This window comes from Paraburkholderia sp. A3BS-1L (assembly GCF_051125215.1).
Taxonomy (GTDB): domain Bacteria; phylum Pseudomonadota; class Gammaproteobacteria; order Burkholderiales; family Burkholderiaceae; genus Paraburkholderia.
In genome coordinates this window covers 1,655,997-1,681,798 of sequence record NZ_CP120442.1, presented here as the reverse complement: position 1 = coordinate 1,681,798, position 25,802 = coordinate 1,655,997, and the positions used below count along the sequence as shown (strand labels likewise).

The following is a 25,802-nucleotide window of genomic DNA, read 5'->3' as shown; positions in this document are numbered from 1 at the left end:
TGCGGCGGCGCAACAGGAAGGTATTGCCTCTGCGCTCATGACGACTTGCGCACACGCAGATACCAGTCGCAGAGCAACCGGACCTGCTTGGGCGTATAGCCCTTCGCCACCATGCGATTGACGAAGTCTTCATGCTTGCGCTGTTCTTCCGCCGATCCCTTTGCATTGAACGAGACGACCGGCAAAAGTTCTTCCGTATTCGAGAACATTTTCTTCTCGATCACCACGCGCAGTTTCTCGTAGCTGATCCACGCCGGGTTCTTGCCGGCGTTGCCCGCGCGCGCGCGCAGCACGAAGTTCACGATCTCGTTGCGGAAGTCCTTCGGGTTGCTGATGCCCGCGGGCTTTTCGATCTTCTCCAGTTCCGCGTTCAGCGCCGCGCGGTCGAAACTCTCGCCCGTGTCGTGGTCGCGGAACTCCTGATCCTGAATCCAGAAGTCGGCGTACGTGACATAGCGATCGAAGATGTTCTGCCCGTATTCAGAATACGATTCGAGGTAAGCGGTCTGGATCTCCTTGCCGATGAACTCGGCGTAACGCGAGGCCAACACGTCCTTCACGAACGACAGATACTTTTGCTCGGTCTCCGGCGGAAATTGCTCGCGTTCGATCTGCTGCTCGAGCACGTACATGAGGTGCACCGGATTCGCGGCTACTTCGGTCGAATCGAAATTGAACACGCGCGAGAGGATCTTGAACGCGAAGCGCGTGGAGACCCCGGCCATGCCCTCGTCGACCCCGGCGAAGTCACGGTATTCCTGATACGACTTGGCCTTCGGGTCGGTGTCCTTGAGGTTCTCGCCGTCGTACACCTGCATCTTCGAGAAGAGGCTCGAATTCTCGGGCTCCTGCAAGCGCGTGAGCACGGAGAATTGCGACATCATTTTGAGCGTGCCCGGCGCGCACACCGAATCCGCAAGCGACGAGTTGCGCAGCAGCTTCTCGTAGATCTTCATCTCTTCCGAATAGCGCAGGCAATAAGGCACTTTCACCACAAAAATACGGTCGAGCAGTGCTTCATTATTGCGGTTATTGCGGAATGCCTTCCACTCCGATTCGTTCGAGTGCGCAAGGATGATGCCGTTGAACGGAATTGCGCCGAATCCTTCAGTACCCTTGAAGTTGCCTTCCTGGGTGGCCGTGAGCAGCGGGTGCAGCACCTTGATCGGCGCCTTGAACATTTCGACGAATTCGAGCAAGCCCTGATTCGCGAGGCACAGGCCGCCGGAATAGCTGTAAGCGTCCGCGTCGTCCTGCGCGTATTGCTCGAGCTTGCGGATGTCGACCTTGCCGACGAGCGAGGAAATATCCTGATTGTTCTCGTCACCCGGCTCGGTTTTCGCAATGCCGATCTGCCGCAGGATCGACGGATAGCGGCGCACCACGCGGAACTTGCGGATGTCGCCGTTATATTCGTGCAGGCGCTTGACGGCCCACGGGCTCAGGATGCTCTTCAGATAGCGGCGTGGAATGCCGTATTGCTCTTCGAGGATAGGGCCATCCTCGTCGTAGTCGAAGAGACCGAGCGGCGACTCGTTCACGGGCGAGCCCTTGATCGAGTAAAACGGCACGCGCTCCATGAGCTGCTTGAGCCGCTCTGCAATGGAAGACTTGCCGCCGCCCACCGGGCCCAGCAAGTAGAGGATCTGCTTCTTCTCTTCGAGCCCCTGCGCCGCGTGACGGAAGTACGCGACCACCTGCTCGATCACCTCTTCCATGCCATAAAACTCGCGGAACGCGGGATAAACCTTGATGACCTTATTTGCAAAGATGCGCGACAGGCGCGGATCGTTGCGAGTGTCGATCTGTTCTGGTTCCCCGATTGCCGTCAGCATGCGTTCGCCAGCCGTGGCATACGCACTGGGATCTTCTTTGCAGAGCGCGAGATACTCCTCAAGCGAGAGCTCTTCCTCTCGCGTTTTTTCGAAGCGGGTCGCGAAGCTGCTGTAGATATCCATGCTACCTCCTCGCCGAGATCTGGACCGATGTCGTGCGCGGCGCGCTATTCGGAAACGACATCGCTCGAATTCATCCTAAACCTTTTCGAATTTTTTTTCACACAAAAATCGAGCCTGATTGAAAGTTCAGACTCGAGTGCTTGGAGCCTGGCCTGCGACGCCGTACAATTTTCAGCCTACCCGCAAAATTCACGCCGCTAGCGCGCGCAATCGCACTGCGAATCGACGCTCGAGCATCAACCCCGCCGCTACGCCGCCCTCTGCCGCGCGCGTGTATCGCTTCTTCATAGAACGCACGGCCGCACAAGCCGTGTACAGATCACCACGCTAAGTTGTAACGCCATTTTTGTAACAGCGCGCGCTGTCGTTGCGCATCTTGGCCATTATGCGTGAGCGATTTTTTTATTTGTTATACGCGGCACATGGGCCGGTGTCAGTGAGTTGGCGCGCATTCATTCATGGGACGATAAACGCGCGCTGCCCCTGCTGGCAGTAGTGGCTTTCGGGTGACTCGAATGCGCATTGCGCCGGCGCCGCAAAAAGCATGACCGCCTCTCTTTGTATCGTGCTCGCCTCGTGCTCGCGTCGTGCTGATATGCACGGTGTTCGCGAGCAAGATCCTGCGAGCGCGTCGCGTCAGACGAACTCGATCTCGACCTCGCCGAGACCGTCTATATGACCGTGCAGCAGGCCTGCGCCCTCGATGCGGTGCGCCCCTACGTATGAACCCGTGGTGATGGTCCACTCGGGTTCGATGGTGATGCCCATCGCGGCGCAATGATTGACGAACCAGACCAGCAACTCGCGCGGATCGCCTGCGGGATTACCCGCCATTTCCGGCACGAGCGACACGCCGTCGAAGGTGAGTTCGAGCTCGGGCGCGACGAAGTCGAGCGCTCGCGCGAGCGCCCCATAAGGCTGCGCATGCCCGGTCACGAGCGCGCCGTTGTTCTGTGCATCGGCAAGCTGCGCGAGCGGCGCGACGTTCGGCCATTCGGCAAAGCGGCTGTCGACGATTTCGATGGCGGGCAGGATTTGCCCCACGAGCGCGAGCACCTCGTCGCGCGCATAAGCGTCGGCGCGCGGCAAGACCCGTTCGGCAAAGCGGAAGGCGATCTCCAGCTCGACCAGCACGCGGAAGAACGCCTGGCGTTCGACGCGCGCCGGCGAGGCGTGCACGTGAGTCGCGGGCAACGGTGCGCCTGACCCCGCGCCGCCGGGCGCGCGCGCACCGATCTTCCAGCCGCCCGTGGCGGTGCCCAGCCCCGCGAGCACGGCCTGCTGGATCGCGTACGCAGTGGCGGCGTCGGGCGGCAGCCATTCGGGCGCCAGCGTCTCGATCATCTGATGGCGGCTGCGCGCCGCCACGAGGCGCTGCGCGAGATCGTCACGTGTCATGTCTGGATCCTTTCTTGTGCGTGCGTGTGCGTGCGCCGGCAGCGCGAGTCCTGCGGCGAGCCGGCATGATGGCGCGATGTCGCGCGTGTTGCAGTGCGCTTGCGGCGCCTGGCCCTTGCCGCGAAAGCGGCTGCGCAGTGTACCGTGTGTCCCCGTCCGCGCGCGTGACAAGATCCACAATGTACCGTAACCGGCTTGGTGCGGCACATGCGCATGCATGCGCATCGCAGGCATAAAAAACGCCGCTGCGATGCAGCGGCGTGGCTTCGTCAAACAGCGGATTTGCGGCACAGCCCAGTCGCGGGAGCCGGGCGTCAGAAAGCCTCCCAGTCGTCGGTCGATCCCGCCGCCGCGACCGCCACCGGCTTGATGGCCGCATTGGCGACCGGTTTGGCGGCCGGACTGGCCACCTGGGCCGCGCGCCGGGGTGCGCGCGCAGTGCCCACCCCGGCGCGCACAGCGGGCTTCGTCGCCGGACGCGTCGCGGGCTTCGCGTCCGCGGGCGGCGAGGCAGACGGCACACCGGCCCTCAAATCGTGCTCGATGAAGCCGGGCGCGTGCGATTCGTCGAGTTTGAACACGGCGACAGCGGCACGCAGCTGGCTCGCCTGGTCTTCGAGCGACTGCGCCGCGGCGGCGGCCGCCTCCACGAGCGCGGCATTCTGCTGTGTCACCTCGTCCATCTGCGTGACGGCACGCGCCACCTGGTCGATGCCGCCGGACTGCCCCTGCGAAGCCGCCGAAATCTCCCCCATGATGTCGGTCACGCGCTGCACCGCGCCGATGATTTCCGTCATCGTGCGCCCCGCCTCGTCGACGAGTGCGGAACCTGCATGCACGCGCTCGACCGAGGTATCGATCAGCCCCTTGATCTCCTTGGCCGCCGCCGAGGAGCGCTGTGCGAGGCTGCGCACCTCGCCCGCCACGACCGCGAAGCCGCGCCCCTCCTCACTCGCGCGGGCGGCTTCCACAGCCGCATTGAGCGCCAGGATATTGGTCTGGAAAGCGATCCCCTCGATGATCGCGATGATGTCGGCAATCTTCGCCGAGCTTTGGTTGATCTCGCCCATCGTGCCCACTACCTCGCTCACGACGCGGCTGCCCTTGTTGGCGATATCCGATGCGCTGGCGGCCAGCGCGCTCGCCTGGCGGACGTTTTCGGCGTTCTGCTTCACCGTGCCGGTGAGCTCCTCCATGCTCGCGGCGGTTTCCAGCAAGGCCGAAGCCTGCTCTTCCGTGCGCGAAGAAAGGTCGATGTTGCCGGCTGCGATCTGGTGTATGGCCGTGGCGATCGCTTCGGTGCCGCCGCGCACCGAGCGCACGGTATCGCTGAGGCTGCGCTGCATGCGCGCCACGCCGCCCAGCAGCTCGCCCATCTCGTCGCGCGAGCGCACCACGATGGGACGGCTCAGATCGCCCGCCGAGATGGCGGAGAACGCGCCGAGCGCCTCGCCCAGCGGCCCGGCGATCGCGCGGCGCAGCGTGAAGAACGAGTACGCGGCCGCGCCAATGCCGATCAGCAGCACGGCGATCACGGCGATGCGCAACTGGCCGAACGCCGCTTCTGCCTCTTCAAAGCCCGCTTTCGCGAGCGCGCCATGCAGCTTGTCGAGTTCGAGATCGGCCTGCGAAAGCTGGCTGTACACCGCTTGCAGCGCATTGGCGCCGCTGACGACCTTGCTCTGATCGCTTGCGGCGATGGTGGCGGCAAATCTGTCCGCAGCCTGCTGAAACGCTGCGCGGCGCACGGCGACACCCTGCGCGAGACGGTCTTCCTGGGCGTTGTGCGGCAAGCTCTGATACTGCCTCCAGTAATCGTCGGAGACGCCGCGCAGCATGCTGGCGCGCGCGAGTGTGGCGATGCTGTCGGGCGTGCCGATCTCGAATGCTGCGCGGTCGAGCGCGAGCCGCTCGCGCGCCGCATAAATTTCGGCGAGGTTGACCGGGTGTCGGCTCGGCATCTGGTTGGTGCAGGTGGTGCGGTAGGCCTCGTTCGAGCGTGTCAGCCAAGCAGCCCCACCGCGCCGACAATGACGATGAGCGCCGCCAGAAACCCCATCGTGAGGCCAATGCGCGCCTTGATGCTGATGCCCTTGTTCATGACTCTCCCGCGCTTGCCAAGGGGCGGTTTTCCGGCCCCGAATGTGCGGGCCGTTGCCCTGCATGTTTGTTTGCGGCAAGCGTCCGGGAGGCTTGAAATAGTGATCAGATATGACGAAATGAGAAGAATTGGCTGACGAATAAATTACAGCAGGGGCTGCGGGACGCGTTTCCCCTGATTTCAGCGCGCCATGTCTTCAAGCGAAGGAATGGACGGTTGCGCCCCTGCGCGCGTCACGGAGATCGACGCCGCGCGCAGTGCGAACTGGATCGCCTGCACGGGCGCCTCGCCAGCGGCGAGGCGCGCCGCCAGAGCGCCGATGAAGGTGTCGCCGGCCGCCGTCGTATCGACTGCGGCCACCTTGGGCGCGGGCCAATGCACGGGCGCCATCCCGCCCGCCGGGTCAGCGGCACTCGATGCTTCATCGCCGAGCAAGGCGCAGACGCCCTGCTCGCCGAGCGTCACCAGCACGTTGCGCGCCCCCGCGCGGTGCAGGGTCTGCGCGGCACGCGCGGCGTCCTCGGGCGTGGCGAGTGGCAGGCCCGTGAGCGTCGCGGCTTCGAGTTCGTTGGGAACGAGATAGTCGATGAGCGGCAGCCAGTCCGCGGGTAGCGGACCGGTGGCCGGTGCGGGATTGAGGATGGTGATCTTGCCGAGCCGGCGCGCGGCGCAAAGCGCCGCGTGCACCGCGTCGAGCGGCGATTCGAGCTGGCAGACGACGACGTCGGCAGCCGCGAGCGCCGCCTCGTGGCGCGCCAGACTTGCCGGCGTCACTTTGGCGTTGCTGCCCGCGACGATCACGATGGCGTTCTGGCTCGCCTCGTCGACGACGATGAGCGCCACGCCGGTCGGCGCTTCCGGCGCGGTGTCGAGCGCGCCGCAATCGATGCCTTCGGCAAGGAGCCCGGCGCGCAGCAGCTCGCCATTGGCGTCCGCGCCCACGCAGCCGACCATCGCCACCTGCGCGCCGAGCCGCGCCGCCGCGACCGCCTGGTTGCCGCCCTTGCCGCCCGCGACCTGCGCGAAGGCGCTGCCCGCGAGCGTCTCGCCAGGGCGCGGCAGACGCGGCGCGCGCGCGACCAGGTCCATGTTCAGGCTGCCGACCACCGCCACGCGGCCACGCTGCCGGCCTGCGTCTTGCGTACCCGATTGCGCATGCGTGCGCGCAGCTTCGTCAATCGCCACTTCGTGTGCCTCCGGTGCTCTGTCCAGTCGGCAGATTATGCACGCGTCGCACGCACATCAGGCCGCGAGCGACGCCCGGGCGCCGCACCACGGCGCGGTCGATTCGCGCTCCATGAGCTGAGGCGCCATCACGCGCCGGAGCACCGTCGCGCCACTGCGTGTCTCGCCTGCAGTGCCGATGCGCTCGATCAGCGTGAGCGCCGCCATCTCGCCCAGCTCGCGTACCGGCTGGCCGACCGTGGACAGCGCGGGCCAGGTGAACTGGCCCAGCTCGATGTCGTCGAAGCCGATGATCGAGCACTCGGCCGGCACGCGCAGGCCGCGCTCGGCTGCCGCGCGCAGCGCGCCGATGCCCATCATGTCGTTACACGCGAAGATCGCGCTGGGCCGCACGGTGTCGAACAGCTGCCCCGCGGCGCGATAGCCGCCCGCACCCGAGAAGTCGGCCTCGACGATCGCGCCCGGCGCGATCTCGATGCCGCACTCGGCCATCGCGCGCAGAAAGCCGTGCATGCGCATCGCGCTCACCGCCGCGCTGACCGGCCCCGTGATGCAGCCGATCCGCGAATGCCCGAGCTCGATCAGATGGCGCGTCGCGAGCCATGCGCCGCGCTCGTGGTCGATCTGCACGAGATCGGTGTCGAGACCTTCGATGTTGCGGTCCACCACGACGATCGGCTCGCGCGTCTCGCCCAGCGTAGCCGCGAGCACGGCATCGTCGCCCGCCGACGCCACGATCAGCCCGTCGATGCGCTTTTCCTGCAGCACGCGCAGGTAGTTGCGCTGCTTGACCGGGTCGTCATCGGAATTGCAGAAGAACACGCAGTAGCCCTTTTGCGCGCAGCCGTCCTCGACGCCGCGCGCAAGCTCCGCGAAGTACGGATTCGTGCCGTTGGGCACCACGAGCCCGATCGTCGCCGTCGAGCGCACCTTGAGCGAGCGCGCGACCGCCGACGGCACATAGTTGAGGTCGCGAATCGCCTGCTCGACCTTGGCCCGCACGTTCGCCGAAACCGGCCGCGAATTGTTCACCACATGCGACACCGTCGTGAAAGACACCCCCGCCACGGCGGCCACATCCTTGATCGTCGCCATTTTTGCTGTTGCTCCTGCTTCGTCCTGCCCGTTTTCTACTGCTGCCGCCGCGCGGCTGCGCTTTCGTCACGTTCTTGTTGTTGCTTCGCCCTTCATTTGCCGCATCACTTGCTCTTGCGGCGGCTTCGATACGTGTCGAGCACCACCGCGATCACGATCACCGCGCCGGTGATGATGCGCTTGGTGGGCTCGTTCGCGCCGATCTGCGCAAGTCCCGCCGCAAGCACCGAAATGATCAGCACGCCAAAAAAAGTGCTGATGACCGAACCGCGCCCGCCCATGAGGCTCGTGCCGCCGATCACCACGGCGGCGATCACCTGTAGTTCGAGGCCGACGCCCGCGTTGGGATCGGCGGCTTCGAGGCGCGAAATCTGGAACAGCGCCGCAAGCCCCGCAAGCGCGCCCATCAGCGCGAACACGATGACCTTGTACGGGCGCGGATCGACGCCCGCGAGGCGCACCGCCTCCTCGTTGGTGCCGATGCCGATCAAATAGCGGCCGAACACGGTGCGCGTGAGCACCAGCTGCGCGATCACCATCACCGCGACGGCGATCAGGAACGCCGGGGAAATGCCGAACGCGATCGGATTCGAGAGGAAATCGAACGCATCGCCGATATAGGCGGTGCGCGAATGCGTCATCTGGTACGCAAGGCCGCGCGCGGCCTCCAGCACGCCGAGCGAAACGATGAAAGACGGAATGCGCCACCCCACCGTGACCGCGCCCGTGAGCGTGCCGGTGGCCGCCGCGGCCAGCACGCCGAGCAGTGCGGCGGGCAGCGCGGAGAGGCCCCACTTGAGCGACGCCACGCTCACCACCGACGCCCCGAGCGCCAGCACCGATCCCACCGAGAGGTCGATGCCCGCGATGATCAGCACGAACGTCATGCCCACTGACATCACGACGAGATCGGGAATCTGGTTCGCGATCGTGCTGAACGTGTCGTAGGTGAGGAAGTGCGAGCTTAGCAGCGAGAACAGCACGATCATCGCGACCAGCGCGAGCGCGAGGCCCAGATAGTTCGAAAAGCCAAAGCGCGTGCCGACGGGCCGCGCGCTCGCGGCAACGGCCCCGTGCGGCGATGATTGCGCCGGCGGCCCCGGTGGTTCTCCTGGTTGTTCGCGCAACGGTTGGTTCGTCATGAAGCGCTTCCTCCTCGCTCATCGGGCGGCGGCGATTGATTGCGGCGCTCGGGCTGCTTCGCGGCCACGGGCGTTGTCGGCTCGGGGAGGTCGGCGGCATCGGCGAGCAGCGCATCTTCGGCGCGATAGCCCGCGAAGGCGGCGCCGAGCAGCGCGTCCTGCGTCCATTCCCCGCGCGCGAAGATCGCCGTCATCTTCCCCGCCGACATCACGCCGATGCGGTCGCAGATCAGCATCAGCTCGCGCAGGTCGCTCGACACCACGACGAGTGCGCAGCCTTCGCGCGCGAGCGCGCCCATCAGCGCGTAGATGTCGAACTTGGCGCCCACGTCGATGCCACGCGTGGGCTCGTCGAACAGCAGCACGCGCACGCCTTGCGCACCCTGCTCGTCCGTGATGCGCCGCGCGAGCCAGCGGCCGATCACCACCTTCTGCTGGTTGCCGCCCGACAGCTCGCCCACGCGCTGTCCAGGACCGCTGGTGCGGATGCGCAGGGCATCGATTTGCGTTTCGGCAAGCGTGTTCTCGCGCCCGGTATCCACCACGCCATAGCGCGCGACCGCACTCACGTTGCCGAGCGACACGTTCGCGGCCACCGGTTGCGTCAGCAACAACCCCTCGCCCTTGCGGTCCTCGGTGATCAGCGCGATGCCGTGGCGCACGGCGTCCGCCGGTGAGTCGATGCGCACCGGCATGGGCGGCTCGCCCGCTGCGCCCGCGAGCGCCACCGTGCCGCGATCCTTCGCGTCGGCGCCGTAGATGAGCCGCATGAGCTCGGTGCGCCCCGCGCCGATCAGCCCCGAGACGCCGAAAATTTCTCCCGCGCGAACCTCGAACGAAACGTCACGCACGACGCCGGCGCGGCCGATCCCGTCCACCCTGAGCAGCGGTGCGCCGATGCGCCGCTCGCCCAGCTCGATGCGCTCGCCGAGTTCGCGCCCCACCATCAGCGCGACGATGCGCTCGGGCGTGAAGTTGGCCATCTCGTCGACGCGCACGAGCCGGCCGTCGCGCAGCACCGCCACGCGCTGCGCGATGCGCTCCAGCTCCTCGAGCCGGTGCGAAATGTAGACGAGCGCCACACCGCGCGCCTTGAGTCGCGCGATCTGCTCGAACAGCAGCTCGACCTCGCGGCCCGTGAGCATCGCGGTGGGTTCGTCCAGGATCAGCACGCGCAGCGGCGCGGCGCCTGGCGCCTCGTCGCCGATCAGATTGCGCGCGATCTCCACCAGCTGCTGGTGGCCGATGCCGAGCGCACCCACTGGCTTATCGGGATCGATCGCCTCGAGCCCGACTTGCGCCATCGCCGCGCGGGCGTCCTCGCGCAACCGCGCGCGGTCGATCCAGCCCGCCCAGCCGAGCGGCCCGAAGCTGCGCTGCAAGCGGTCCAGGTACAGGTTTTCGGCAACCGAAAGCGTGGGCAGCAGGTTGAGCTCCTGCATCACCATGCGCACGCCGAGCGCTTCGGCCTGTGCGCGGCTCGCCGGCGCATAAGGCTGGCCCATCAGCGTCATGGTGCCCGTGGTGGGCGCGGTGAGCCCGCCCACGATCTTCGAGAGCGTGCTCTTGCCAGCGCCGTTCTCGCCCGTGAGCGCAAGCACTTCCCCCGCGTGCAGCGCGAGGCTGACGTCGGCGAGCACCGGCTGCTCGTAGGTCTTGCCGGCGCCCGTCACCGTGAGCACCGCGCCTCGCGCGGATGCCGGTGTTTGGGCGTCGGGGGCAATTGCTTCCATCACGATCCTGTTATCGCGAGCCGCACCGCGCGGCAAGGGGAGCGCGGGATTGCGGAGCGGGCGGCCGCCGTTCAGGCGGCGCGTTCGAGCGATGCCGCCACGGCGGCCCGCTTTTGCTTGCTGCTTGCGCGGCCATCACGATACGAATAACGGCTGCGCGGCGGCTTTCTTGAGCGTTTATTACACGTGCGGATGCATGAGCGGACGAGCCACGCGAACGAGGCGCGCGCCGCATGCCATCAGCGCGCCCCGCCCGCTTACATTTACATTTCACTGGTTCTGCGGCTATTTCGCGGAGTCCTTGGTGACGAGCACGACGGGGGTTTCGACTACGCCCGAGAGTTCGGACTGCTTCTTGTGCTCCTTGAGCGCCTTGAGCGCGGTGTCGATGCCGAACACGGCCTGCTTCGCGGCGTACTGGTCGGCGGTGGCCAGCACGCGGCCGTCCTTGAGCATCGGCTTGATGGCGTCGATGTTGTCGTAGCCCACAACGTAGACCTTGCCCTGCTTGCCGGCCGCGCGCACGGCGGACACGGCGCCGATCGCCATGTTGTCGTTGCCGCAAAGCAGCGCCTTCATGCCGGGATATTCGTTGAGCATGGCCGAGGCAACCGCGTTGCCCTTGTCGATTTCCCATTCGCCCGACTGCACCGAGACGATCTTCGCGCCCACGGCCTGCATCGCGTCCTTGAAGCCCGCGGTGCGCTGCTGCGCGTTGGTGGTGGTCGAGACGCCTTCCACGATGCCCACCTGATCGCCCGCCTTGAGCTTCTTCGCGAGGTAGTCGCCGACCTGGCGCGCGCCCTTGCGGTTGTCCGGGCCTACGAACGGCACGTTCAGATCCTTGGACTTGAGCACGTCCGGATCGAGCCGGTTGTCGATGTTCACGACGATGATGCCCGCGTCCACGGCTTTCTTCACCACCGGCACGAGCGCCTTGGAGTCGGCGGGCGCAAGCACGATGGCGTCCACCTTGGAGACGATCATCTGCTCGACGATCTGGATCTGCGCGGCCGTGTCGGTTTCGTTCTTGATGCCGTTGGTCACGAGCTCGAAGGTGGACGCGTTGTGCTTCTGGTAGTCCTTCGCGCCGGTTTCCATGGTCAGGAAGAACTCGTTGGCGAGCGACTTCATGACCAGCGCGACTTTCGGCTTCTGCCCGGCCGCCGTCTGGGCGTGGGCGGCAAGCGGCATGGCGGCCGCGAACGTGACGGTGGCAAGTGCGGCTGCGGCGCCAAGAACGCGCCGGCGAATGCGGGAGTTCATCGTTTGTGTCTCCGGTTGTCTGGCCCGGCCGGGCCGTATTTCTGGTTATGCGCAATCGTTTTTCAGGCGGCCCATCCCCGGCGCGCGCGATCGGCGATTCAATCACGCGCATCATGCAGCACGACGCTGCGGCGCAGCAACCGGCAGGGCATCGGCGTCAGAATCGGCCTCAGAGCCAGCCGCCACGGCGGAACAGGATGTACAGCACGATATCGATAATCGCCATCACGGCGAGGCAAACCTGGTAACCATACTTGAAATGCAATTCGGGGATATTGGAGAAGTTCATTCCGTAGATCCCCGCGATCATGGTCGGCACCGCAAAGAGCGCCGCGAACGAGCCGAGCCGCTTGGTCACTTCGTTCTCGGCGAGCGAGATCATGCCGAGATTCACCTGGATCGCCGTGACGATCATTTCGCGGCGCGCATCGACCAGGTTGGACACGCGCACGAGATGGTCGTAAACATCGCGATAGTACGCCTGCATGCCCGCGCAGATCTGCGGAATGCGCCCGCCCGCGAGCTTGCCCACGGCGTCCACGAGCGGCGTGACGTGGTGCTGCACGATAACGAGGCGCCGCTTGAGCGAATAGAGATCCTCGATGATGGCGCGCGACTGCGCGAGCGAGTGCTTTTCGAAGATGCGGTCCTCGAGATCCTCGATTTCGCCCGAGAGCTTCTCCAGCACGGGCGCATAGCGGTCAACCACGCTGTCCATCAGCGCGTAGAGCACGAAACCCGCGCCCTCCTTGAGCAGTTCCGGCTCGCGCTCGCAGCGCGCGCGCACGTCCCGGAAACCCTGCTGCGCGCGATGGCGCACCGAAAGCACGAAATTCGGGCCGGCGAACACGTTCACCTGGCCGGTGACGATTTCATCCTCCTCGTCGATCTCGATCGTATGGAACACCGCGAAAATCGTATTGCCGTATTCCTCGATCTTCGGCCGCTGGTTGCCGTTCATCACGTCTTCGATGGCGAGCGCGTGCAGACCGAACTCTTCCTTCATCGCGGCCATCTCGCCCGCTTCGGGGTCCTTGAGCGCAACCCAGACGAAACACCCGGGTTTCTGGAGATAGTCGCTGATTGCCTCGATGCCGATATCGGCCAGTTTCTTGCCGCCCTGGTACGCGGCGCAATTGATAAGCATGGGTCGTGAGCGTCCCGGTGGCGCGGGGGGGCGAAAACGGGCGCGCCGCCTGTCCTGAAGTTGATCGATTCGCCAAGTTTAAGCGTTGAGCGGGATGGGCGGCGAAACACGCGCCAGCCGCCCGCACCATCACTGCGCAACCCGGCGGATGCCGATGCGATGATCCTTGTCGAAGGTTACGCTGGCACGGTTCGTGTAGCGCGGATCGACGATGAAGCGCAACTCCACGACCGGATCGAACTGCGTGGTCACGCCGACGCGATGAACGCCCGGCTTCAGGTAGAAGGTGACGTGCTCGCCGTCCATGAGGTCGGTGACCTGCTCGCCGTCGATATACACGGGGGCGTCGCGGAACTTGACGATGACGTTGCGGGTGCGCTCGCGCCGCACGTCCACGGCCACGAGCCCCTCGCCCGGCTGCGTATACCCCGGCTTGACGATGCGCTCCGCCGGCACCGGCTTGAAGGGCACCGGCGCAGCCGGCTCCTCGGCGCAGCCGCCCAGCGATAGCGGCAATGCGACTGCCAATGCCACGAGCGCCGCCGCTAGCGCGGCGCGCTGCGAACCAAGGCTCATTCCGAACACGCGCAATGGCATGGGCGCTATCCCCTCGTCGGTTTTCCGGTGCTGGCGCAGCGCGCGGGGCGCGGGGCATATCGATCCTCGACGCAGCAGCGTCCGGGTGCGCCCATCATATACGCATGCACCGCCCGGCCCACGCGCGACGCCGCACATTGCACGCCGCGAGCCGCCGTGGGCGATGCAGTGCCGGGTGACCGCTGGTATAAGCTTCGGAATCGGGCGCTGTCCCGCCCAATCAAGTCATCACATCACACGAGGAGAATGCAGGCGATGGCATACGCACAGGCCACCCAAGCCCGGAGCCACGGTTCGTGACGCGGCTGATTTTCTTCTGCGGCCACGCCGGCACCGGCAAGACCTCGCTCGCAAAGCACCTGATCGGCCCGCTGGCCCGCGCGACGGGCGAACCGTTCTGTCTGCTCGACAAGGACACGCTCTACGGACGCACCGGCGCCGCGATGCTCGCCGCGCTCGGCCAGGACCCGCACGACCGCGACAGCCCGCTCTTTCTCCAGCATCTGCGAGATCCCGAATATCAGGGCATGCTCGACACCGCGCGCGAAAATCTCGCGCTGGGCGTGAGCGTGGTTGCGGTGGGGCCGCTTTCGGGGGAAGTGCGCGAGCGGCGCCTGCTCGATCGCGCGTGGCTGGGGGTGGCGGCGGACGTGGGGCTCGCCGCCGTCTGGGTGCGCACCGACGAAGCCACGGCGCGCCAGCGCATCGTGGCCCGCAACCATCCCGACGACGCCTACAAGCTCGCGCACTGGAACAGCTATCGCAAGCGGCGCTTCGAGCCGGCGGGCGCACAGCTCGACGACCTCATCGTGTTCGACACGACCGCGCCCGGGCCCGCCGACTACGACGCATTGCTGCAGCGCATCGTGACGGCGTCCGCGGCCTGATCGAGGTTCGATCGCAGCCGCGGCGCCCTGCTTATACTGCTACTGCCGTCTTGTGCTTCGCGTGCGTCAGTCGACGTGCGCCGACGCCAGCGCTTCGAGCGTCGCGCCTTCGTACACCTTGCCGAAGCGGTTCGAGAGGAACTGCTCGAGCGACACCTGCTCCTGACGCACGAAGCCCTTTTGCGGCAGCTTCTTCTCGCGGAACAGGTCGAGCACGGCGCACATTGCGCCGGCCGTGGTGATTTCGATGGCGCTCATCGGCACGCCGCACACCGTCTTCGCGAAGATCTTGCGCGTGAAGACTTCCTGCACGAGCTGGCCGTTACGCATGCCGGTCACGGTAATGAAGATCAGCACGACGTCCTGCTCGGTGGACGGAATCGCGCGGCGCATGATCGACTTGAGCGTGTCGCGGTCGCCCGAGAGGCGCAGGTCTTCGAGCAGGAACTGCATGAGCGCGCGGTGGCCCGGATAGCGCACCGACTTGTAGTCGAGCGATTCGACGCGTCCGCCTAGCGTCTCGCATAGCGTGCCGAGGCCGCCCGACGTGTTGAACGCCTCGTACTCCACGCCGTCGAGCGAGAAGTGCTCGTGGCCTTCGAGCGGCTGCACCATCTGCGTGCGACCCTCGTGGATCGCCTCGCACGGCTGGCAGTACTCGTTGATGAGGCCGTCCACGCTCCAGGTGAGGTTGTACTTGAGCGCGTTGGTGGGGAACTGCGGCAGCGCGCCCACGCGCATTTTCACCTCGCGGATCTCGGTGAAGCGGCTCGCGAGCGCGTGCGCCGCGAGGCCGATGAAGCCAGGCGCCAGGCCGCATTGCGGCATGAACGCGTGATCGGCGCCTTCGGCCAGCGCGCGGATCGCGTGCGTTGCGCGCACGTCCTCGGTGAGGTCGAAGTAGTGAACGCCCGCGCTCTTGGCCGCCGACGCGACATTCACCGCAAGGTAATACGGCAGCGCGTTGATGAGCACGTCGAAGCCTTCGAGCGCCCCGCGCAGCGCGGCGGCGTCGCCGGAGTCGACGCGCAGGGTGGGAATGCCCTGCGCGGCCAGCTTTTCGAGCGCCTTGGCATCGCGGTCGAGCGCCGTAACTTCGTAGTCCCCGGTTGCGCGCAGCATGTGTGCAATGGTGTGGCCAATCAGGCCGGCGCCTGCAATCGCGACTTTCATTCGTTATCTCCTTGGGTTTTCTGTGGTTCGGGTCATGCTGTACCCGGTACACACAGTCTAAGGAGGGGCGAAATCAGATCCTAGACACAAAATGATGCGCTTCGACGGATGGTTTCGTCGTTTTGACGATGAATTTCGTCAAAACGACGAAATTCCCTAAAAACAGCCTTAACGAGGGTGGCGCGCTGCTCTCAACCCATCACCGTGCCGCGGTCGATCTTGCGCGCGAGCACGATCGACGTGGTCGTGCGCTCGACGCCCTGCATGCCGCCGATCTGGTCGAGCAAATCGTTCAGGCGATCGGGGGAATCCGCGCGCAGCCAGGCCACGTAGTCGTACTCGCCGCTCACCGCGCAGAGCAGTTGCACTTCCGGCATTTTGGAAAGCCGCCGTTGCACCTCGGGGCCATTGCGCGGCGCGATGATGAGCCCGACCCACGCCTGCAGGCTCGCGTCGAGTACGTCCTGCCCCAGCCGCACGCCGTAGCCGGCGATGACCTGGGAGCGTTCGAGCCGCGCGATGCGCGCGAGCACCGTGGTGCGCGCCACGCCTAGCTGGCGCGCGAGATTCGCTACGCTCTCGCGGGCGTTCTCCTGCAGCAGCGCAACGAGGTTGCGGTCGAGGTCGTCGAGTTGGTCGAGGCGCGGCGGTCTCATCGTGATGCGGGCTCCTGAGTTGGTGAATGAGGTGGCGAATGGTCGAATGCACGGCTTCGATGCCGGATCATTATCGCGCGCGGCCAGCCGTGCACAAACCTGCGCAGGCGCCCGGCATCCCCCGTATAGCGGCGTATTTCGGCGCGTTTCTCCTGCGTTTCGTTTGTAAGCAGTTGTCGCATAGCAGCCGTGCTCAAACGATAACGTGGTACTAATACCGCCTGTAGGCGATGGATCTCACGTCGCCCCGCTACGTAACCTCCACGAATTGAAGTTCCAGGGAGCAAAAATGAAGAAAGTTTTCGTGATCCTTGCTGCCACGCTCTCCATGAGCGGCGCGTTCGCACAGACCGCCGCTTCGTCCGCCGCGCCCGCGACTGCCGCAGCGGCGTCGAACGCCGACGCACGCGCCGCACAGCATCAGCAACGTGTGGAGGAGCGCATTGCCTACCTGCACTCCGCGCTGAAGATCACGGGCGCTCAGGAGCCGCAATGGAAGACGTTCGCCGACGTCATGCGCAGTAACAGCCAGACCATGGCGGGCCTCTACAAGCAGCGCATGGAAGGCGAAGCGCAGCGTAACGCGCTCGACGACATGAAGCAGTACGCGCAAATCACCCAGGCGCACGCGGAGGACATGCAAAAGCTCGTCACGGCGTTCGAGCCGCTTTACAACAGCCTCTCGCCGGAGCAGAAGAAGCTGGCCGACGTCACCTTCCGCCACGGCCAGGAAACGGGCCATGCGAAGTACAAGGGCAAGCCGCACGCGAAGAAGGCGCCAGCCGCCGAGGCGGCAAGCGGCACAGAAGCAACGCCGGCACAGTAAGCAGGCGCATCAGTTAGCCCCGCATTCGGGTAATATCACGGCGCAGCGCGCGAACCGTTCGAGCAATCGGCCGGTCCGCGCGCTGCGCCGTTTTCGTTTTCGTAACAGGTAACAAACCCGCAGCCGCACCATGATCGAACTGACCCAACTCGACCTCGCCGCCGATCCCGCCGCGCAACGCGTGGTCAAGGATGAAACCGTCACCGTGGAATTCGCCGCCGCATCCGGCGAATTGATGAGCCTTGAAGGCCCGAACCGATACGCACCGGGAGACGCGATCATCACGGGAGCGACGGGCGAGCGCTGGGTCGTTTCGCGCGAACGCTTCGACCCGAAGTACCGGCCGGCCGACGCCGCGCTCGCACATGGCGCGCCCGGCGCCTATCGCAATCTGCCGACTGTCGTGCTGGCCAAACGCATGGATGAACCGTTCACGATCGTGCGCTCGGCAGGCGGCGACCGCCTCGCTGGCGCGGCTGGCGACTGGGTCATGCAATATGCGCCCGGCGACTTCGGCGTGGTGAAAGCCGAGCGCTACGCGAAGGTGTACCGGCTAGCCGATTGAGACGATCGAGACGATTGAGTGTCGCTCCCGCGTTCGCGCACCGCTTATGCGGTGCCGGGTGCTTCAGGCGAATTCTTCGTCGAGATCGAGCGTGACGTCGCGAGGCGTCTCCTCGCCCTTCGCGTGCTGCTCCTCCAGCGAGCCGATCGTGGCTTCCACATACGCGCGCAAGACGGCGAAGCTGCGGCCGCGCAAGCGTGGCGGCAGCGCCCGATAGCGCGCGAGCGCGGCCGGCGCGATGGCCACCGTGAGCGTCATGCGGCGCGCGGCGGAGCCCATGCGCATCGCCACCCAATGCACGACGAGCAGCGGCGCGCCGGTTTCGGCGGGCTGCTCGCTAAAGCGCGTTTGCTCGGGGAACAAATCGGCGATCACGCGAGCAAGCTCCTCGAAATCGGGGCTTGCGCATTCAAACAGATAGTCTTCCATTGCTGGCAAAGAGAAATTGATCGAGCGTTGCGTACGCAACGAAATAGCATTAAGCGACAGGCGCGTCGAGTCAGGCCGGGCGCAGCGCACGCCGGTTTCGCACGCATGTTCTGAAGAGGACGACGGCCACCGCGATCGCCACGACCGCATAGAGCGCATCCACCGCAACGAGCGGCAGGAGGCGTGCCTGGAACATCGCAGCGGGCACATCGATCAACGCGTGCAGCGCGATCGCGATCGGCAGGATCGACCTGCGCCCCGCGCGCACGCCGCGCCACATCAGCACCGAAAGTCCGATCTGGAACACGAACGCGGCCACGCGCTCGAGCGCGAACAGGCCGGCCACCAGCGGCGAAAGCGTGCCGAGAATCAGATGCACGCGCAGCACGGCATCCATCGAGAGATTGCTCAGATGTTCCTCGAGCTCGCCCCGGTTGGCGAGCACCGCGAAGACAATCCACTGCAACTGCACGAGCACGCCGACGAACCACGCTTCCGCGCCGCCATGGCCAATGCCATAAGCGAGCCCCGTGCTGTCGACCGATGGCGTGGCCGACACGCGGGGCGAGCCCGGTTGTCCCGCCGCGCGCCGTGCGATCAGGCGCATCGCGATGTAGCGCCCTGCTTCTTCGCACACGCCCGCTGTGAGCGCGCCATAGAGCACGAATGCGAGCGGGTTGGCGAGCAGCTGCGCCGTAACGGGATTTCCATGCAGCACGTAGCCGTTGAGCGCGCGCTCGATCACCGTCGCGAACAGGGCGAAGACCGCGATGCCGGCGATGGTGTCGCGCCAGTCGAATGCGAACGGGCCACGCAGCCGGCGGTACAGCGAGATGGGCAGAACGGCGACGAATAGCGTCGCTAGCGACAGACAGACCAGCGTGACGGGATCGACGTGCATGGGGCTCCTTGTGACGTCCGGCGCGCGAGGCGCGCGCCGCAGCCCGAATCATCGCAGATATCGGCGCGCTCGCGGAACCCCGGGGGCGCAGGCCCTGGCCGGCGCGCCTGGCCGGGGGCGCCTAGCCCGGCGTCGAGGCCCGCACGATCAGCTCGCCCGGGAACGCAGCGGCGCGCGTGGCCAGCGCCACGCCCTCGATGCGATCGTGCAGGAATTCGACGGCCCGGTAGCCGATCGCGCGCGTGGGCTGGCGGATCGTGGTGATGCCGGCCAGCTCGGCCCATTCGGGATCGTCGATGGCGATCAGCGCCGCATGCTGTTGCCATTGGGCGCCGAAACGCGCCTTCAGATGCAGCGCGAGCCGCAAGGCGACCGGCGCATTGGCCGCGAACAGCGCACAGCGCGCGCCACGCCGCACGGCGTCGGCGATATGCGCGTCGAGCGCAGCGAGCGCGGCGTCGACGCTTGCCTCCTCGCGCAGGTCGAGTACGTGCGTGGTCGCGCGCACCTCGCGTGCGCCTTGCTTGCCGTGCGCGCATGCCTGAAACGCCGCTTCGCGCTCGCGCCGCGAGCTTACGTGCTCGAAGGGCTGCACGACGAACACGAGGTCGTCGTAGCCGTGCGCGAGCAGATGCTCGACGCCCAGACGCGCGGCGGCCGCATTGTCGAGCCCGACCATGTCGGCGTCGAGGCCGTCCACGGTGCGGTCGACCAGCACGGCGGGAATGCCGCCGCTCGCCATCGGCTTGAGCATCGGTTCGGGCAGGCCTAGCGCGTTGACGATCACGCCTTCCACGCGATACGTCGTGAGCAGTTGCAGATAGCGCCGCTCCATCTCGACTTCGTTCGCCGCGTGGCAGATCAGCGGCATGTAGCCGAGCGCGTGGCACGCGGCCTCCACGCCTTGCAGCACTTCGACGGAGTACGGGTTCGCCAGGTCCGCGAGCAACAGGCCGAGCAGCCGGTTGCGCCCGCGCTTGAGCCCGCGCGCCATCTGGTTGGGCCGATAGTCGAGCCGCGCGATGGCGGCTTCGATGCGCGCGCGCAGGTCCGGCGAAAGCGCCGCAAGCTCGCCGTTCAGATAGCGCGAGATACTGGTCTTGCCGGTGCCGGCCTCACGGGCGACATCGCTGATGGTCGCGCGGCGCGGCAGCGCGGCCTCGCCTGCGCTGCTGCCTGTGGTGCGGCCTGTGCTGTTGTCCGCGCTGCTGCCGCTGCTCATCGCGCGAGCACCTCGCGATTGACGATGTTGCGATCGAGCGTGCCGGCGAGCGCCGCGACGAGGTTCTCGGCGGCGCAGCGCGCCATCGCGTGGCGCGTCTCGTGCGTGGCGGAGCCGATGTGCGGCAGCGCCACCACATTGGGCATGCGCAGCAGCGGCGAGGCCGGATCGATCGGCTCCTGCTCGAACACGTCGAGGCCCGCGCCGTGGATCGTGCCCGCTTCGAGCGCGGCAATCAGCGCCGTCTCGTCGACGGTCGCGCCGCGCGAGGCGTTGATCAAGATCGCGCTCTTCTTCATCTTTTGCAGTTGCTTCGCGCCGATCATGTGACGCGTAGCGTCGGTGAGCGGCACCTGCAGGCAGACGAAATCGGCCGTGGCGAGCAGTTCGTCGAGCTCGACGCGGCGCGCGCCGTAGTCGCGCTCGGCGGCTTCATTCGCGCTGCGATTCGTATAGAGCACCTTCATGTTGAAGCCGAGCGCCGCGCGCCGCGCGAGCGCGCCGCCAATGCGCCCGAGCCCGACGATGCCGATGGTCTTGCCCTGCACGTCCACGCCGAATTGCGCGGGGCCGATGCTCGCCTTCCAGTGGCCCGCCTTGACCCAGTCGGCCAGTTCGACCACGCGGCGCGCGCTCGCGAGGATCAGCGAAAACACCGTGTCGGCCGTCGATTCTGTCAGCACGTCGGGGGTATGCGCGAGCACGATGCCACGCTTCGTGAGATCGGGCACGTCGAACTGGTCGTAGCCGACCGAGATGGTCGAAAGCGCCTTGATGCGCGAGCCTTCGAGCAGCGCGGGCGCGATCTTGACGCTTGCGCCGATCGCGCCGTCGGCGTCCTTGAGCGCGGCCGCGAACGCCTGCGGATCTATCGCGTCGACGAACATCACCTCGAAATGCTCGCGCAGATACCCGGTTACATCCTCTGGCAAAGTTTTGTAGGCAACGATTTTTTGCTTCATGAGTGGGCTATTGCTGTCTGCGATGTTCTGTGAAATTTTATCGAGCGTGATGTTCCGCCCATTACTTGCCGTGCGCCGGCGCGGCGTAGGCAGGGGTCCCGTCGCGGCGCGGCTTCACCGCGCGCAGCGTGAGGATCACCGAGGCCACGAGCGCCGCGCTCATGAACGCGTAGGATGCCGTGGGCGAACCGGTCGCGCCGTTCAGGTAACCGACTACGTAGGAGCCCACGAACGAACCGAGCGCGCCCATGCTGTTGATGAGCGCCGTCGCGCCGCCCGCGACGTTCTTCGGCAGCAGCTCGGGCACGATCGCGAAGAACGGGCCGTACGGCGCGTACATTGCGGCGCCCGCCACGACCAGCAGCGCGTAAGAGGCCCAGAAGTGCGTCGTGCCGAGCACGTACGAAGCCGCGAACGCGAGCGCGCCGACCAGCAGGAACGGCCAGACGAACGCGCGCCGGTTGTCGAGCTTGTCCGAGGCCCACGAAGCGGCCAGCATCGCAATGGTAGCAGCCAGATACGGCAGCGCCGAGAGCCAGCCGGTTTCGACCATGCCGAGCGCCGAGCCGTTCTTCACGATCGAGGGCAGCCACAGCACGAAGCCGTACACGCCGATGCTCCAGCAGAAGTACTGCGCCGAGAGCAGCATCACGGCAGGCGAGCGGAACGCTTCGGCGTAGTTCTTGACCGGCTTGATGCCGGCCTGCTCGGCGCGCAGGGCCGCGTCGATCGCACGCTTGTCCTCGTTCGAAAGCCAGCTCACCTGGTCCGGCTTGTCGCGCACGAGCAGCCACCAGCACACGGCCCACAACACGGCGGGCACGCCCTCGGCGACGAACATGTGACGCCAGCCGTACGCATGCACGAGATAGCCCGAGACGATCGACATCCACAGCACCGTGACCGGATTACCGAGAATCAGGAAGGTGTTGGCGCGCGAGCGCTCGCGCTTCGTGAACCAGTTGCTGATGTAAATCAGCATCGCTGGCATCACCGCGGCTTCGACGATGCCGAGCACGAAGCGGATCGCCATCAACGAAGGAATGTTCGTGACGACGCCGGTGAGCGCCGCGCATCCGCCCCACAGAATGAGACTCACGAACACGAGCTTGCGCACGCTGCGGCGTTCGGCATAGACCGCGCCCGGCAACTGGAAAAAGAAGTAGCCGAGGAAGAACAGCGCGCCGATCAGCGACGAAAGCCCGGGGCTGATGCCCAGATCATGATTGATGCCGGCTGCCGAAGCGAAGCCGTAGTTGGCGCGGTCGAGGTAGGCCAGGCTGTACGTGATGAACACGATCGGCATGATTGCCCACCAGCGGCGCGGGGCGAGCGAAGTTGAGGTCATCTGTGTCTCCAGTCTCAGGGGGCCTTATGCGGGTCGCAGGCAAGGCTGTCGGTATCGGGTATCTGTGTCGGGCGCCGGCGTGGACCGGCGCCTTGTTGCTCGATTGTTCGATTGCTTGTTTATGCGATTGCAGGCGCCGGGGCGGCGTCCCGGGCTTCGATTGCATCGAGCTGCGCGCGCGTGGGCAGCCCTTCCGAGTCGCCGCTCACCTGCACGGCGAGCGCGCCGATGCGGTTGCCTCGCGTCACGGCCTCGCGCAGCGTGCGGCCTTCGAGCAGCGCGCTCACCACGCCCACCGCGAAGCCGTCGCCTGCGCCAACCGTGTCGACCACGTTCGCCACCGGCTGCGCCCTCACCGGGCCTCGCTCGCCTTCACGCGTCTCGTAGTACGCGCCCTCGGCGCCGAGCTTGACGATCACGCCGCGCGCGCCGCGCTCGAGATAGAAGCGCGCGATCGTCGCGGGATCGTCGGAGCCCGTGAGAATGCGCCCCTCGTTCAGGCCCGGCAGCACCCAGTCGGCGTAGCTCGCGAGTGCGTTGAGCGTCGTGACCATCTCGGCTTCGGAGCCCCACAGCGTCGGGCGCAGATTCGGATCGAAGCTGATCGTGTGCCCCGCCTCGCGCATCGCGCGGGCGAGCGTGAACGCGAGTTCGCGCGAGCTAGCCGAGATCGCGGGCGCCACGCCGCTCAGATGCAGATGGCGCGCGCCGAGCACATAGTCCCGCTTGAAATCGTCGATCGACAGGTGGCTCGCCGCCGAGCCGCGACGGAAGTATTCGACGGTGGGATCGCTGCCGTCGTCGTTCTTCGACTTGAGCTGGAAGCCCGTGGGATAGCGCGCATCGGTTTGCACGCCCTGCGCGTCGATGCCTTCTTGCGCGAGCACGCCGCGCACGAACCGGCCGAACGAATCGTCGCCCACGCGGCTCATCCAGCCCACCTTGAAGCCCAGGCGCGCAAGGCCCGTCGCCACGTTGAGCTCCGCGCCCGCCGCACGCTTCGTGAAGCGCGCGACGTCGCTGAGCGGGCCGGTCTCGGCGGCCACGAACATCGCCATGGCCTCGCCGTAGGTGATGACATCGAGTGCGTGCGTCATGGAGTGCAGTCCTCAAAAAAACAGATTCTCGGGTGGCCGGGCTGTCAGAGAGTCGGAGCGCCCGGCAGGTGACACGTCAGGCGTTGCCGAGCCACGCCACGTAGCGCGCAGCGTCCTCGTTCAAGCGCGCGGCGTCGAACGGAAACTCGATGCCGCGCGGCACGTCTGCCGGCAGACACGCGAGCGCTGCGCGGCACAGCGCGTCGTCGGCGGCCGGCGCGCAGGCGAACCGGCGCGCACCCGCGCCTTCCACGGCCTTGCAATGGATGTACTCGACGTGTGGCGCGAGCGCGGCGGCAGCCGTCAGCGGTGCTTCGCCAGCCCATTGCCAGTTGCCGATATCGAAGGTCATGCCGATCAGCTTGTCGTGCCCGGCGCCGCGCAACGCATCAAAGAGGCCGACGAACTGGGCAAGGCTGCCGCCCTGCTCGAGCTGGCCGTTTTCGACGACAACGCGCGGCGCCGGAGTGGCTTCACCTGCCTGCAAGGTCGCGAGGCCAAGCGCTTCGAGCACCGCCGCAAGTCGTGCGACCTGCGCATCGCCCGCGAAACCGCCGAGCTGCAGCTTGACGATGCGCGCGCCCAGCGCGCGACCGCAGGCAACGGCGGCGCGCAACGCGGCCTCGTCGAGCGTGCCGTTCTCGCAATACAGCGTGTCGGGCGTCGACCACACGGGCCACAGTCCCTCGCGCTCCAACGCCATGCCGAGCGCGCGCAGCGCCTGCGGCTGGGCGTCGGCGTCGTCCATCAGTTCGCGCCGCACCTCGAATGCCCTTGCGCCCGCCTCCCGGGTTGCGCCGCACCACGCCGCATGTCCGTCGCGCCGGATCGATCCGGCGCCGAATGCGCTCGCCACTATCGCTACTTCCGCCATCGTTTTTTCCCATTGCTTGTCCGGTTGCCCTGCCGCCGGGTCTCTCTCCCTGCGGCCTTTGGAACCGGTTCCAAAACAGTACCGAAAAAAAAGCGCCTGGGCGCCTGATTGCTACTGATCGATGGGCGGATAGTGCGCTGCCGTAGCGCACCGCGCCATTATGGAAATCCCCTAAATCACGGCGGAAACCTGGCGCCGCCTGCCTCCGCGAGCGGCGCGTCGAGCAGGCATAGCTCGAGAAAGCGCTGGGTAACGCGAGAGGCCGCGCCCGCGTGCGGCACGATGATCGAAAAGCGCCGCGCCAGCGGCTCGGGCTGGATGCGGATCTGCTGGAGCGCGCCGTCCTCATGCCGCATCGACATGGCCGAGACGAAACCGATGCCCATGCCGGCCCGCACCGCTTCCTTGACGCCCTCCACACCGGCGATTTCCAGCGCGACGCGCATCGGCACGGCGGCGCGCGCGAACGCGCGCTCCACTACCTGACGCACGCCCGAGCCGTCCTCGCGCAACACCAGCGGCAGGTCCGCGAAGGCGCCCAGCTCACAGCGCAGCGGCGCCGTCCCCGCGCTTTCGCGCGCCGGCTCCTCGCCCGCCGCCTGGGCGTGCGCGGCAAGCGCGTGGCCGCGCGGCGCGATGGCGACGATTTCATCCTCGAGCCATGGGTGCACGGCGCAATCGGCGGGCAACTGCTCGCCCACCGGCCCTTCGATCAGCGCGATATCGAGCTCGCCAAGCATCGCGACGATGTCGGTCGTGTTGCCGCTAGCCGTATCGAGCTTCACATCCGGGTAGCGCCGATGAAACGCCGCCACCAGATACGGCAGCCGATAGCTCGCGGGCGTCGTGCTCGCGCCGATGCGCAGCGTGCCGCGCTCGAGCCCGCGCAGTGCGTCGCGAAACGCCAGCGCGTCGCGCCAGGTATCGCGCAGGCGAGCCGCATAGGCCGCGAGCTGCTCACCGGTGGGCGTGAGGCGCACGCCGCGCCCATCGCGCAAATAGAGCGGCTCGCCGAACTCCTCCTGCAGCAGCCGCAATTGCCCCGACACCGCGGGCTGCGACAAATGCAGCGCGAGCGCAGCACGGCTGATGTTCAGGTGCTCGGCAACGGCGGCGAAAGTTATCAGTTGTTCCGGGGTCATTGCAGTCAACTATCTGTTTGACTTATATTTTACGTCGCAAATGACGATTTTTCATATCCTTATATCTAATTTAGGATTGGCGCATTCGTTAGTCAGTC

Annotated in this window: 22 protein-coding genes and 1 pseudogene; 3 read left to right on the top strand and 20 right to left on the bottom strand. The window is 66.3% G+C overall.

Annotated elements, in window-relative coordinates:
* Positions 1 to 35: 35 nt before the first annotated feature.
* From P5W99_RS07555 to P5W99_RS07510, 10 genes and pseudogenes are all read right to left on the bottom strand, one after another.
* Positions 36 to 1,958 carry a PrkA family serine protein kinase gene (locus tag P5W99_RS07555; protein WP_421023958.1) on the bottom strand — a complete coding sequence of 641 codons (1,923 nt, stop codon included), beginning with the start codon at positions 1,956 to 1,958 and terminating at the stop codon, positions 36 to 38.
* A gap of 636 nt (positions 1,959 to 2,594) precedes the next feature.
* Positions 2,595 to 3,356: a 2-keto-4-pentenoate hydratase gene (locus P5W99_RS07550; protein WP_421023957.1), complete on the bottom strand. Its 762-nt coding sequence runs from the start codon at positions 3,354 to 3,356 to the stop codon at positions 2,595 to 2,597.
* Between the two features lie 314 nt (positions 3,357 to 3,670).
* Positions 3,671 to 5,457, bottom strand: a pseudogene (locus P5W99_RS07545) (methyl-accepting chemotaxis protein).
* A gap of 180 nt (positions 5,458 to 5,637) precedes the next feature.
* A complete protein-coding gene (gene rbsK / locus P5W99_RS07540) occupies positions 5,638 to 6,546 on the bottom strand; it encodes a ribokinase (protein WP_434662484.1) in 909 nt (302 codons plus the stop codon).
* A gap of 153 nt (positions 6,547 to 6,699) precedes the next feature.
* A complete protein-coding gene (locus tag P5W99_RS07535; RefSeq protein ID WP_434660137.1) occupies positions 6,700 to 7,737 on the bottom strand; it encodes a LacI family DNA-binding transcriptional regulator in 1,038 nt (345 codons plus the stop codon).
* A gap of 104 nt (positions 7,738 to 7,841) precedes the next feature.
* On the bottom strand, positions 7,842 to 8,879 hold the full coding sequence (locus tag P5W99_RS07530; RefSeq protein ID WP_421023955.1) for an ABC transporter permease: 1,038 nt from the start codon (positions 8,877 to 8,879) through the stop codon (positions 7,842 to 7,844).
* The gene (locus tag P5W99_RS07525; protein WP_434660135.1) at positions 8,876 to 10,612 is read right to left on the bottom strand and encodes a sugar ABC transporter ATP-binding protein; all 1,737 of its coding nucleotides are present in this window, start codon (positions 10,610 to 10,612) and stop codon (positions 8,876 to 8,878) included. The genes P5W99_RS07530 and P5W99_RS07525 overlap by 4 nt, the downstream gene beginning before the upstream one ends.
* 285 nt (positions 10,613 to 10,897) lie before the next feature.
* Positions 10,898 to 11,878, bottom strand: coding sequence for a sugar ABC transporter substrate-binding protein (locus P5W99_RS07520; protein WP_421023953.1), 981 nt, complete (start codon positions 11,876 to 11,878; stop codon positions 10,898 to 10,900).
* Between the two features lie 169 nt (positions 11,879 to 12,047).
* Positions 12,048 to 13,025, bottom strand: coding sequence for a magnesium/cobalt transporter CorA (corA, locus tag P5W99_RS07515; protein ID WP_421023952.1), 978 nt, complete (start codon positions 13,023 to 13,025; stop codon positions 12,048 to 12,050).
* Between the two features lie 129 nt (positions 13,026 to 13,154).
* Positions 13,155 to 13,622: a hypothetical protein gene (locus P5W99_RS07510; RefSeq protein ID WP_421023951.1), complete on the bottom strand. Its 468-nt coding sequence runs from the start codon at positions 13,620 to 13,622 to the stop codon at positions 13,155 to 13,157.
* Between the two features lie 296 nt (positions 13,623 to 13,918).
* On the opposite strand from P5W99_RS07510, the gene P5W99_RS07505 reads away from it, so the two are divergent.
* Positions 13,919 to 14,509, top strand: coding sequence for an AAA family ATPase (locus tag P5W99_RS07505; protein ID WP_421023950.1), 591 nt, complete (start codon positions 13,919 to 13,921; stop codon positions 14,507 to 14,509).
* Between the two features lie 66 nt (positions 14,510 to 14,575).
* Here the strand turns inward: P5W99_RS07505 and P5W99_RS07500 are convergent, their stop codons facing one another.
* Positions 14,576 to 15,682: a saccharopine dehydrogenase C-terminal domain-containing protein gene (locus tag P5W99_RS07500; protein ID WP_434660133.1), complete on the bottom strand. Its 1,107-nt coding sequence runs from the start codon at positions 15,680 to 15,682 to the stop codon at positions 14,576 to 14,578.
* 191 nt (positions 15,683 to 15,873) lie between these two features.
* Positions 15,874 to 16,338: an Lrp/AsnC family transcriptional regulator gene (locus tag P5W99_RS07495; protein ID WP_421023948.1), complete on the bottom strand. Its 465-nt coding sequence runs from the start codon at positions 16,336 to 16,338 to the stop codon at positions 15,874 to 15,876.
* Between the two features lie 289 nt (positions 16,339 to 16,627).
* Between P5W99_RS07495 and P5W99_RS07490 the strand changes: the two genes are divergently transcribed.
* Both P5W99_RS07490 and P5W99_RS07485 read left to right on the top strand, forming a co-directional pair.
* Entirely contained in the window at positions 16,628 to 17,164 is a 537-nt protein-coding gene (locus P5W99_RS07490; protein ID WP_421079464.1) for a Spy/CpxP family protein refolding chaperone, read from the top strand.
* Between the two features lie 130 nt (positions 17,165 to 17,294).
* Positions 17,295 to 17,729, top strand: a complete 435-nt coding sequence (locus P5W99_RS07485) for a PGDYG domain-containing protein (protein ID WP_434660131.1) — start codon at positions 17,295 to 17,297, stop codon at positions 17,727 to 17,729.
* 63 nt (positions 17,730 to 17,792) lie between these two features.
* On the opposite strand, the gene P5W99_RS07480 is transcribed toward P5W99_RS07485, so the two are convergent.
* The 8 genes from P5W99_RS07480 to P5W99_RS07445 all read right to left on the bottom strand — a co-directional run bounded on the left by P5W99_RS07480 (position 17,793) and on the right by P5W99_RS07445 (position 25,704).
* Positions 17,793 to 18,158, bottom strand: coding sequence for a DUF3022 domain-containing protein (locus P5W99_RS07480; protein WP_413186077.1), 366 nt, complete (start codon positions 18,156 to 18,158; stop codon positions 17,793 to 17,795).
* Positions 18,159 to 18,228: 70 nt separating this feature from the next.
* Positions 18,229 to 19,059 (bottom strand): YhfC family intramembrane metalloprotease, encoded by an 831-nt coding sequence (locus P5W99_RS07475; protein ID WP_434660130.1) that lies wholly within the window; start codon positions 19,057 to 19,059, stop codon positions 18,229 to 18,231.
* Between the two features lie 121 nt (positions 19,060 to 19,180).
* Positions 19,181 to 20,281: a LacI family DNA-binding transcriptional regulator gene (locus P5W99_RS07470; RefSeq protein WP_421023944.1), complete on the bottom strand. Its 1,101-nt coding sequence runs from the start codon at positions 20,279 to 20,281 to the stop codon at positions 19,181 to 19,183.
* Complete coding sequence (locus tag P5W99_RS07465; protein ID WP_434660128.1) at positions 20,278 to 21,243, bottom strand: NAD(P)-dependent oxidoreductase; 966 nt, start codon at positions 21,241 to 21,243, stop codon at positions 20,278 to 20,280. The genes P5W99_RS07470 and P5W99_RS07465 overlap by 4 nt, the downstream gene beginning before the upstream one ends.
* A 61-nt stretch (positions 21,244 to 21,304) precedes the next feature.
* Positions 21,305 to 22,591, bottom strand: a complete 1,287-nt coding sequence (locus tag P5W99_RS07460) for an MFS transporter (RefSeq protein ID WP_434660127.1) — start codon at positions 22,589 to 22,591, stop codon at positions 21,305 to 21,307.
* A gap of 119 nt (positions 22,592 to 22,710) precedes the next feature.
* Positions 22,711 to 23,688 (bottom strand): sugar kinase, encoded by a 978-nt coding sequence (locus tag P5W99_RS07455; RefSeq protein WP_421023941.1) that lies wholly within the window; start codon positions 23,686 to 23,688, stop codon positions 22,711 to 22,713.
* A 76-nt stretch (positions 23,689 to 23,764) separates the two neighbouring features.
* Positions 23,765 to 24,562, bottom strand: coding sequence for a TIM barrel protein (locus P5W99_RS07450; protein WP_421023940.1), 798 nt, complete (start codon positions 24,560 to 24,562; stop codon positions 23,765 to 23,767).
* Positions 24,563 to 24,738: 176 nt separating this feature from the next.
* Positions 24,739 to 25,704, bottom strand: a complete 966-nt coding sequence (locus P5W99_RS07445) for a LysR substrate-binding domain-containing protein (RefSeq protein WP_421023939.1) — start codon at positions 25,702 to 25,704, stop codon at positions 24,739 to 24,741.
* Between the last annotated feature and the right edge of the window lie 98 nt (positions 25,705 to 25,802).

What these genes read in the sequence shown, in the direction of transcription:
- P5W99_RS07470 (WP_421023944.1), bottom strand. Translation starts at nt 20,281, where the DNA reads ATGAGCAGCGGCAGCAGCGCGGACAACAGCACAGGCCGCACCACAGGC.
- P5W99_RS07480 (WP_413186077.1), bottom strand. Translation starts at nt 18,158, where the DNA reads ATGGAAGACTATCTGTTTGAATGCGCAAGCCCCGATTTCGAGGAGCTT.
- corA (WP_421023952.1), bottom strand. Translation starts at nt 13,025, where the DNA reads ATGCTTATCAATTGCGCCGCGTACCAGGGCGGCAAGAAACTGGCCGAT.
- P5W99_RS07535 (WP_434660137.1), bottom strand. Translation starts at nt 7,737, where the DNA reads ATGGCGACGATCAAGGATGTGGCCGCCGTGGCGGGGGTGTCTTTCACG.
- P5W99_RS07510 (WP_421023951.1), bottom strand. Translation starts at nt 13,622, where the DNA reads ATGCCATTGCGCGTGTTCGGAATGAGCCTTGGTTCGCAGCGCGCCGCG.
- P5W99_RS07455 (WP_421023941.1), bottom strand. Translation starts at nt 23,688, where the DNA reads ATGACGCACGCACTCGATGTCATCACCTACGGCGAGGCCATGGCGATG.
- P5W99_RS07465 (WP_434660128.1), bottom strand. Translation starts at nt 21,243, where the DNA reads ATGAAGCAAAAAATCGTTGCCTACAAAACTTTGCCAGAGGATGTAACC.
- P5W99_RS07460 (WP_434660127.1), bottom strand. Translation starts at nt 22,591, where the DNA reads ATGACCTCAACTTCGCTCGCCCCGCGCCGCTGGTGGGCAATCATGCCG.
- P5W99_RS07475 (WP_434660130.1), bottom strand. Translation starts at nt 19,059, where the DNA reads ATGCACGTCGATCCCGTCACGCTGGTCTGTCTGTCGCTAGCGACGCTA.
- rbsK (WP_434662484.1), bottom strand. Translation starts at nt 6,546, where the DNA reads ATGGACCTGGTCGCGCGCGCGCCGCGTCTGCCGCGCCCTGGCGAGACG.
- P5W99_RS07490 (WP_421079464.1), top strand. Translation starts at nt 16,628, where the DNA reads ATGAAGAAAGTTTTCGTGATCCTTGCTGCCACGCTCTCCATGAGCGGC.
- P5W99_RS07450 (WP_421023940.1), bottom strand. Translation starts at nt 24,562, where the DNA reads ATGGCGGAAGTAGCGATAGTGGCGAGCGCATTCGGCGCCGGATCGATC.
- P5W99_RS07520 (WP_421023953.1), bottom strand. Translation starts at nt 11,878, where the DNA reads ATGAACTCCCGCATTCGCCGGCGCGTTCTTGGCGCCGCAGCCGCACTT.
- P5W99_RS07445 (WP_421023939.1), bottom strand. Translation starts at nt 25,704, where the DNA reads ATGACCCCGGAACAACTGATAACTTTCGCCGCCGTTGCCGAGCACCTG.
- P5W99_RS07530 (WP_421023955.1), bottom strand. Translation starts at nt 8,879, where the DNA reads ATGACGAACCAACCGTTGCGCGAACAACCAGGAGAACCACCGGGGCCG.
- P5W99_RS07525 (WP_434660135.1), bottom strand. Translation starts at nt 10,612, where the DNA reads ATGGAAGCAATTGCCCCCGACGCCCAAACACCGGCATCCGCGCGAGGC.
- P5W99_RS07500 (WP_434660133.1), bottom strand. Translation starts at nt 15,682, where the DNA reads ATGAAAGTCGCGATTGCAGGCGCCGGCCTGATTGGCCACACCATTGCA.
- P5W99_RS07550 (WP_421023957.1), bottom strand. Translation starts at nt 3,356, where the DNA reads ATGACACGTGACGATCTCGCGCAGCGCCTCGTGGCGGCGCGCAGCCGC.
- P5W99_RS07485 (WP_434660131.1), top strand. Translation starts at nt 17,295, where the DNA reads ATGATCGAACTGACCCAACTCGACCTCGCCGCCGATCCCGCCGCGCAA.
- P5W99_RS07495 (WP_421023948.1), bottom strand. Translation starts at nt 16,338, where the DNA reads ATGAGACCGCCGCGCCTCGACCAACTCGACGACCTCGACCGCAACCTC.
- P5W99_RS07555 (WP_421023958.1), bottom strand. Translation starts at nt 1,958, where the DNA reads ATGGATATCTACAGCAGCTTCGCGACCCGCTTCGAAAAAACGCGAGAG.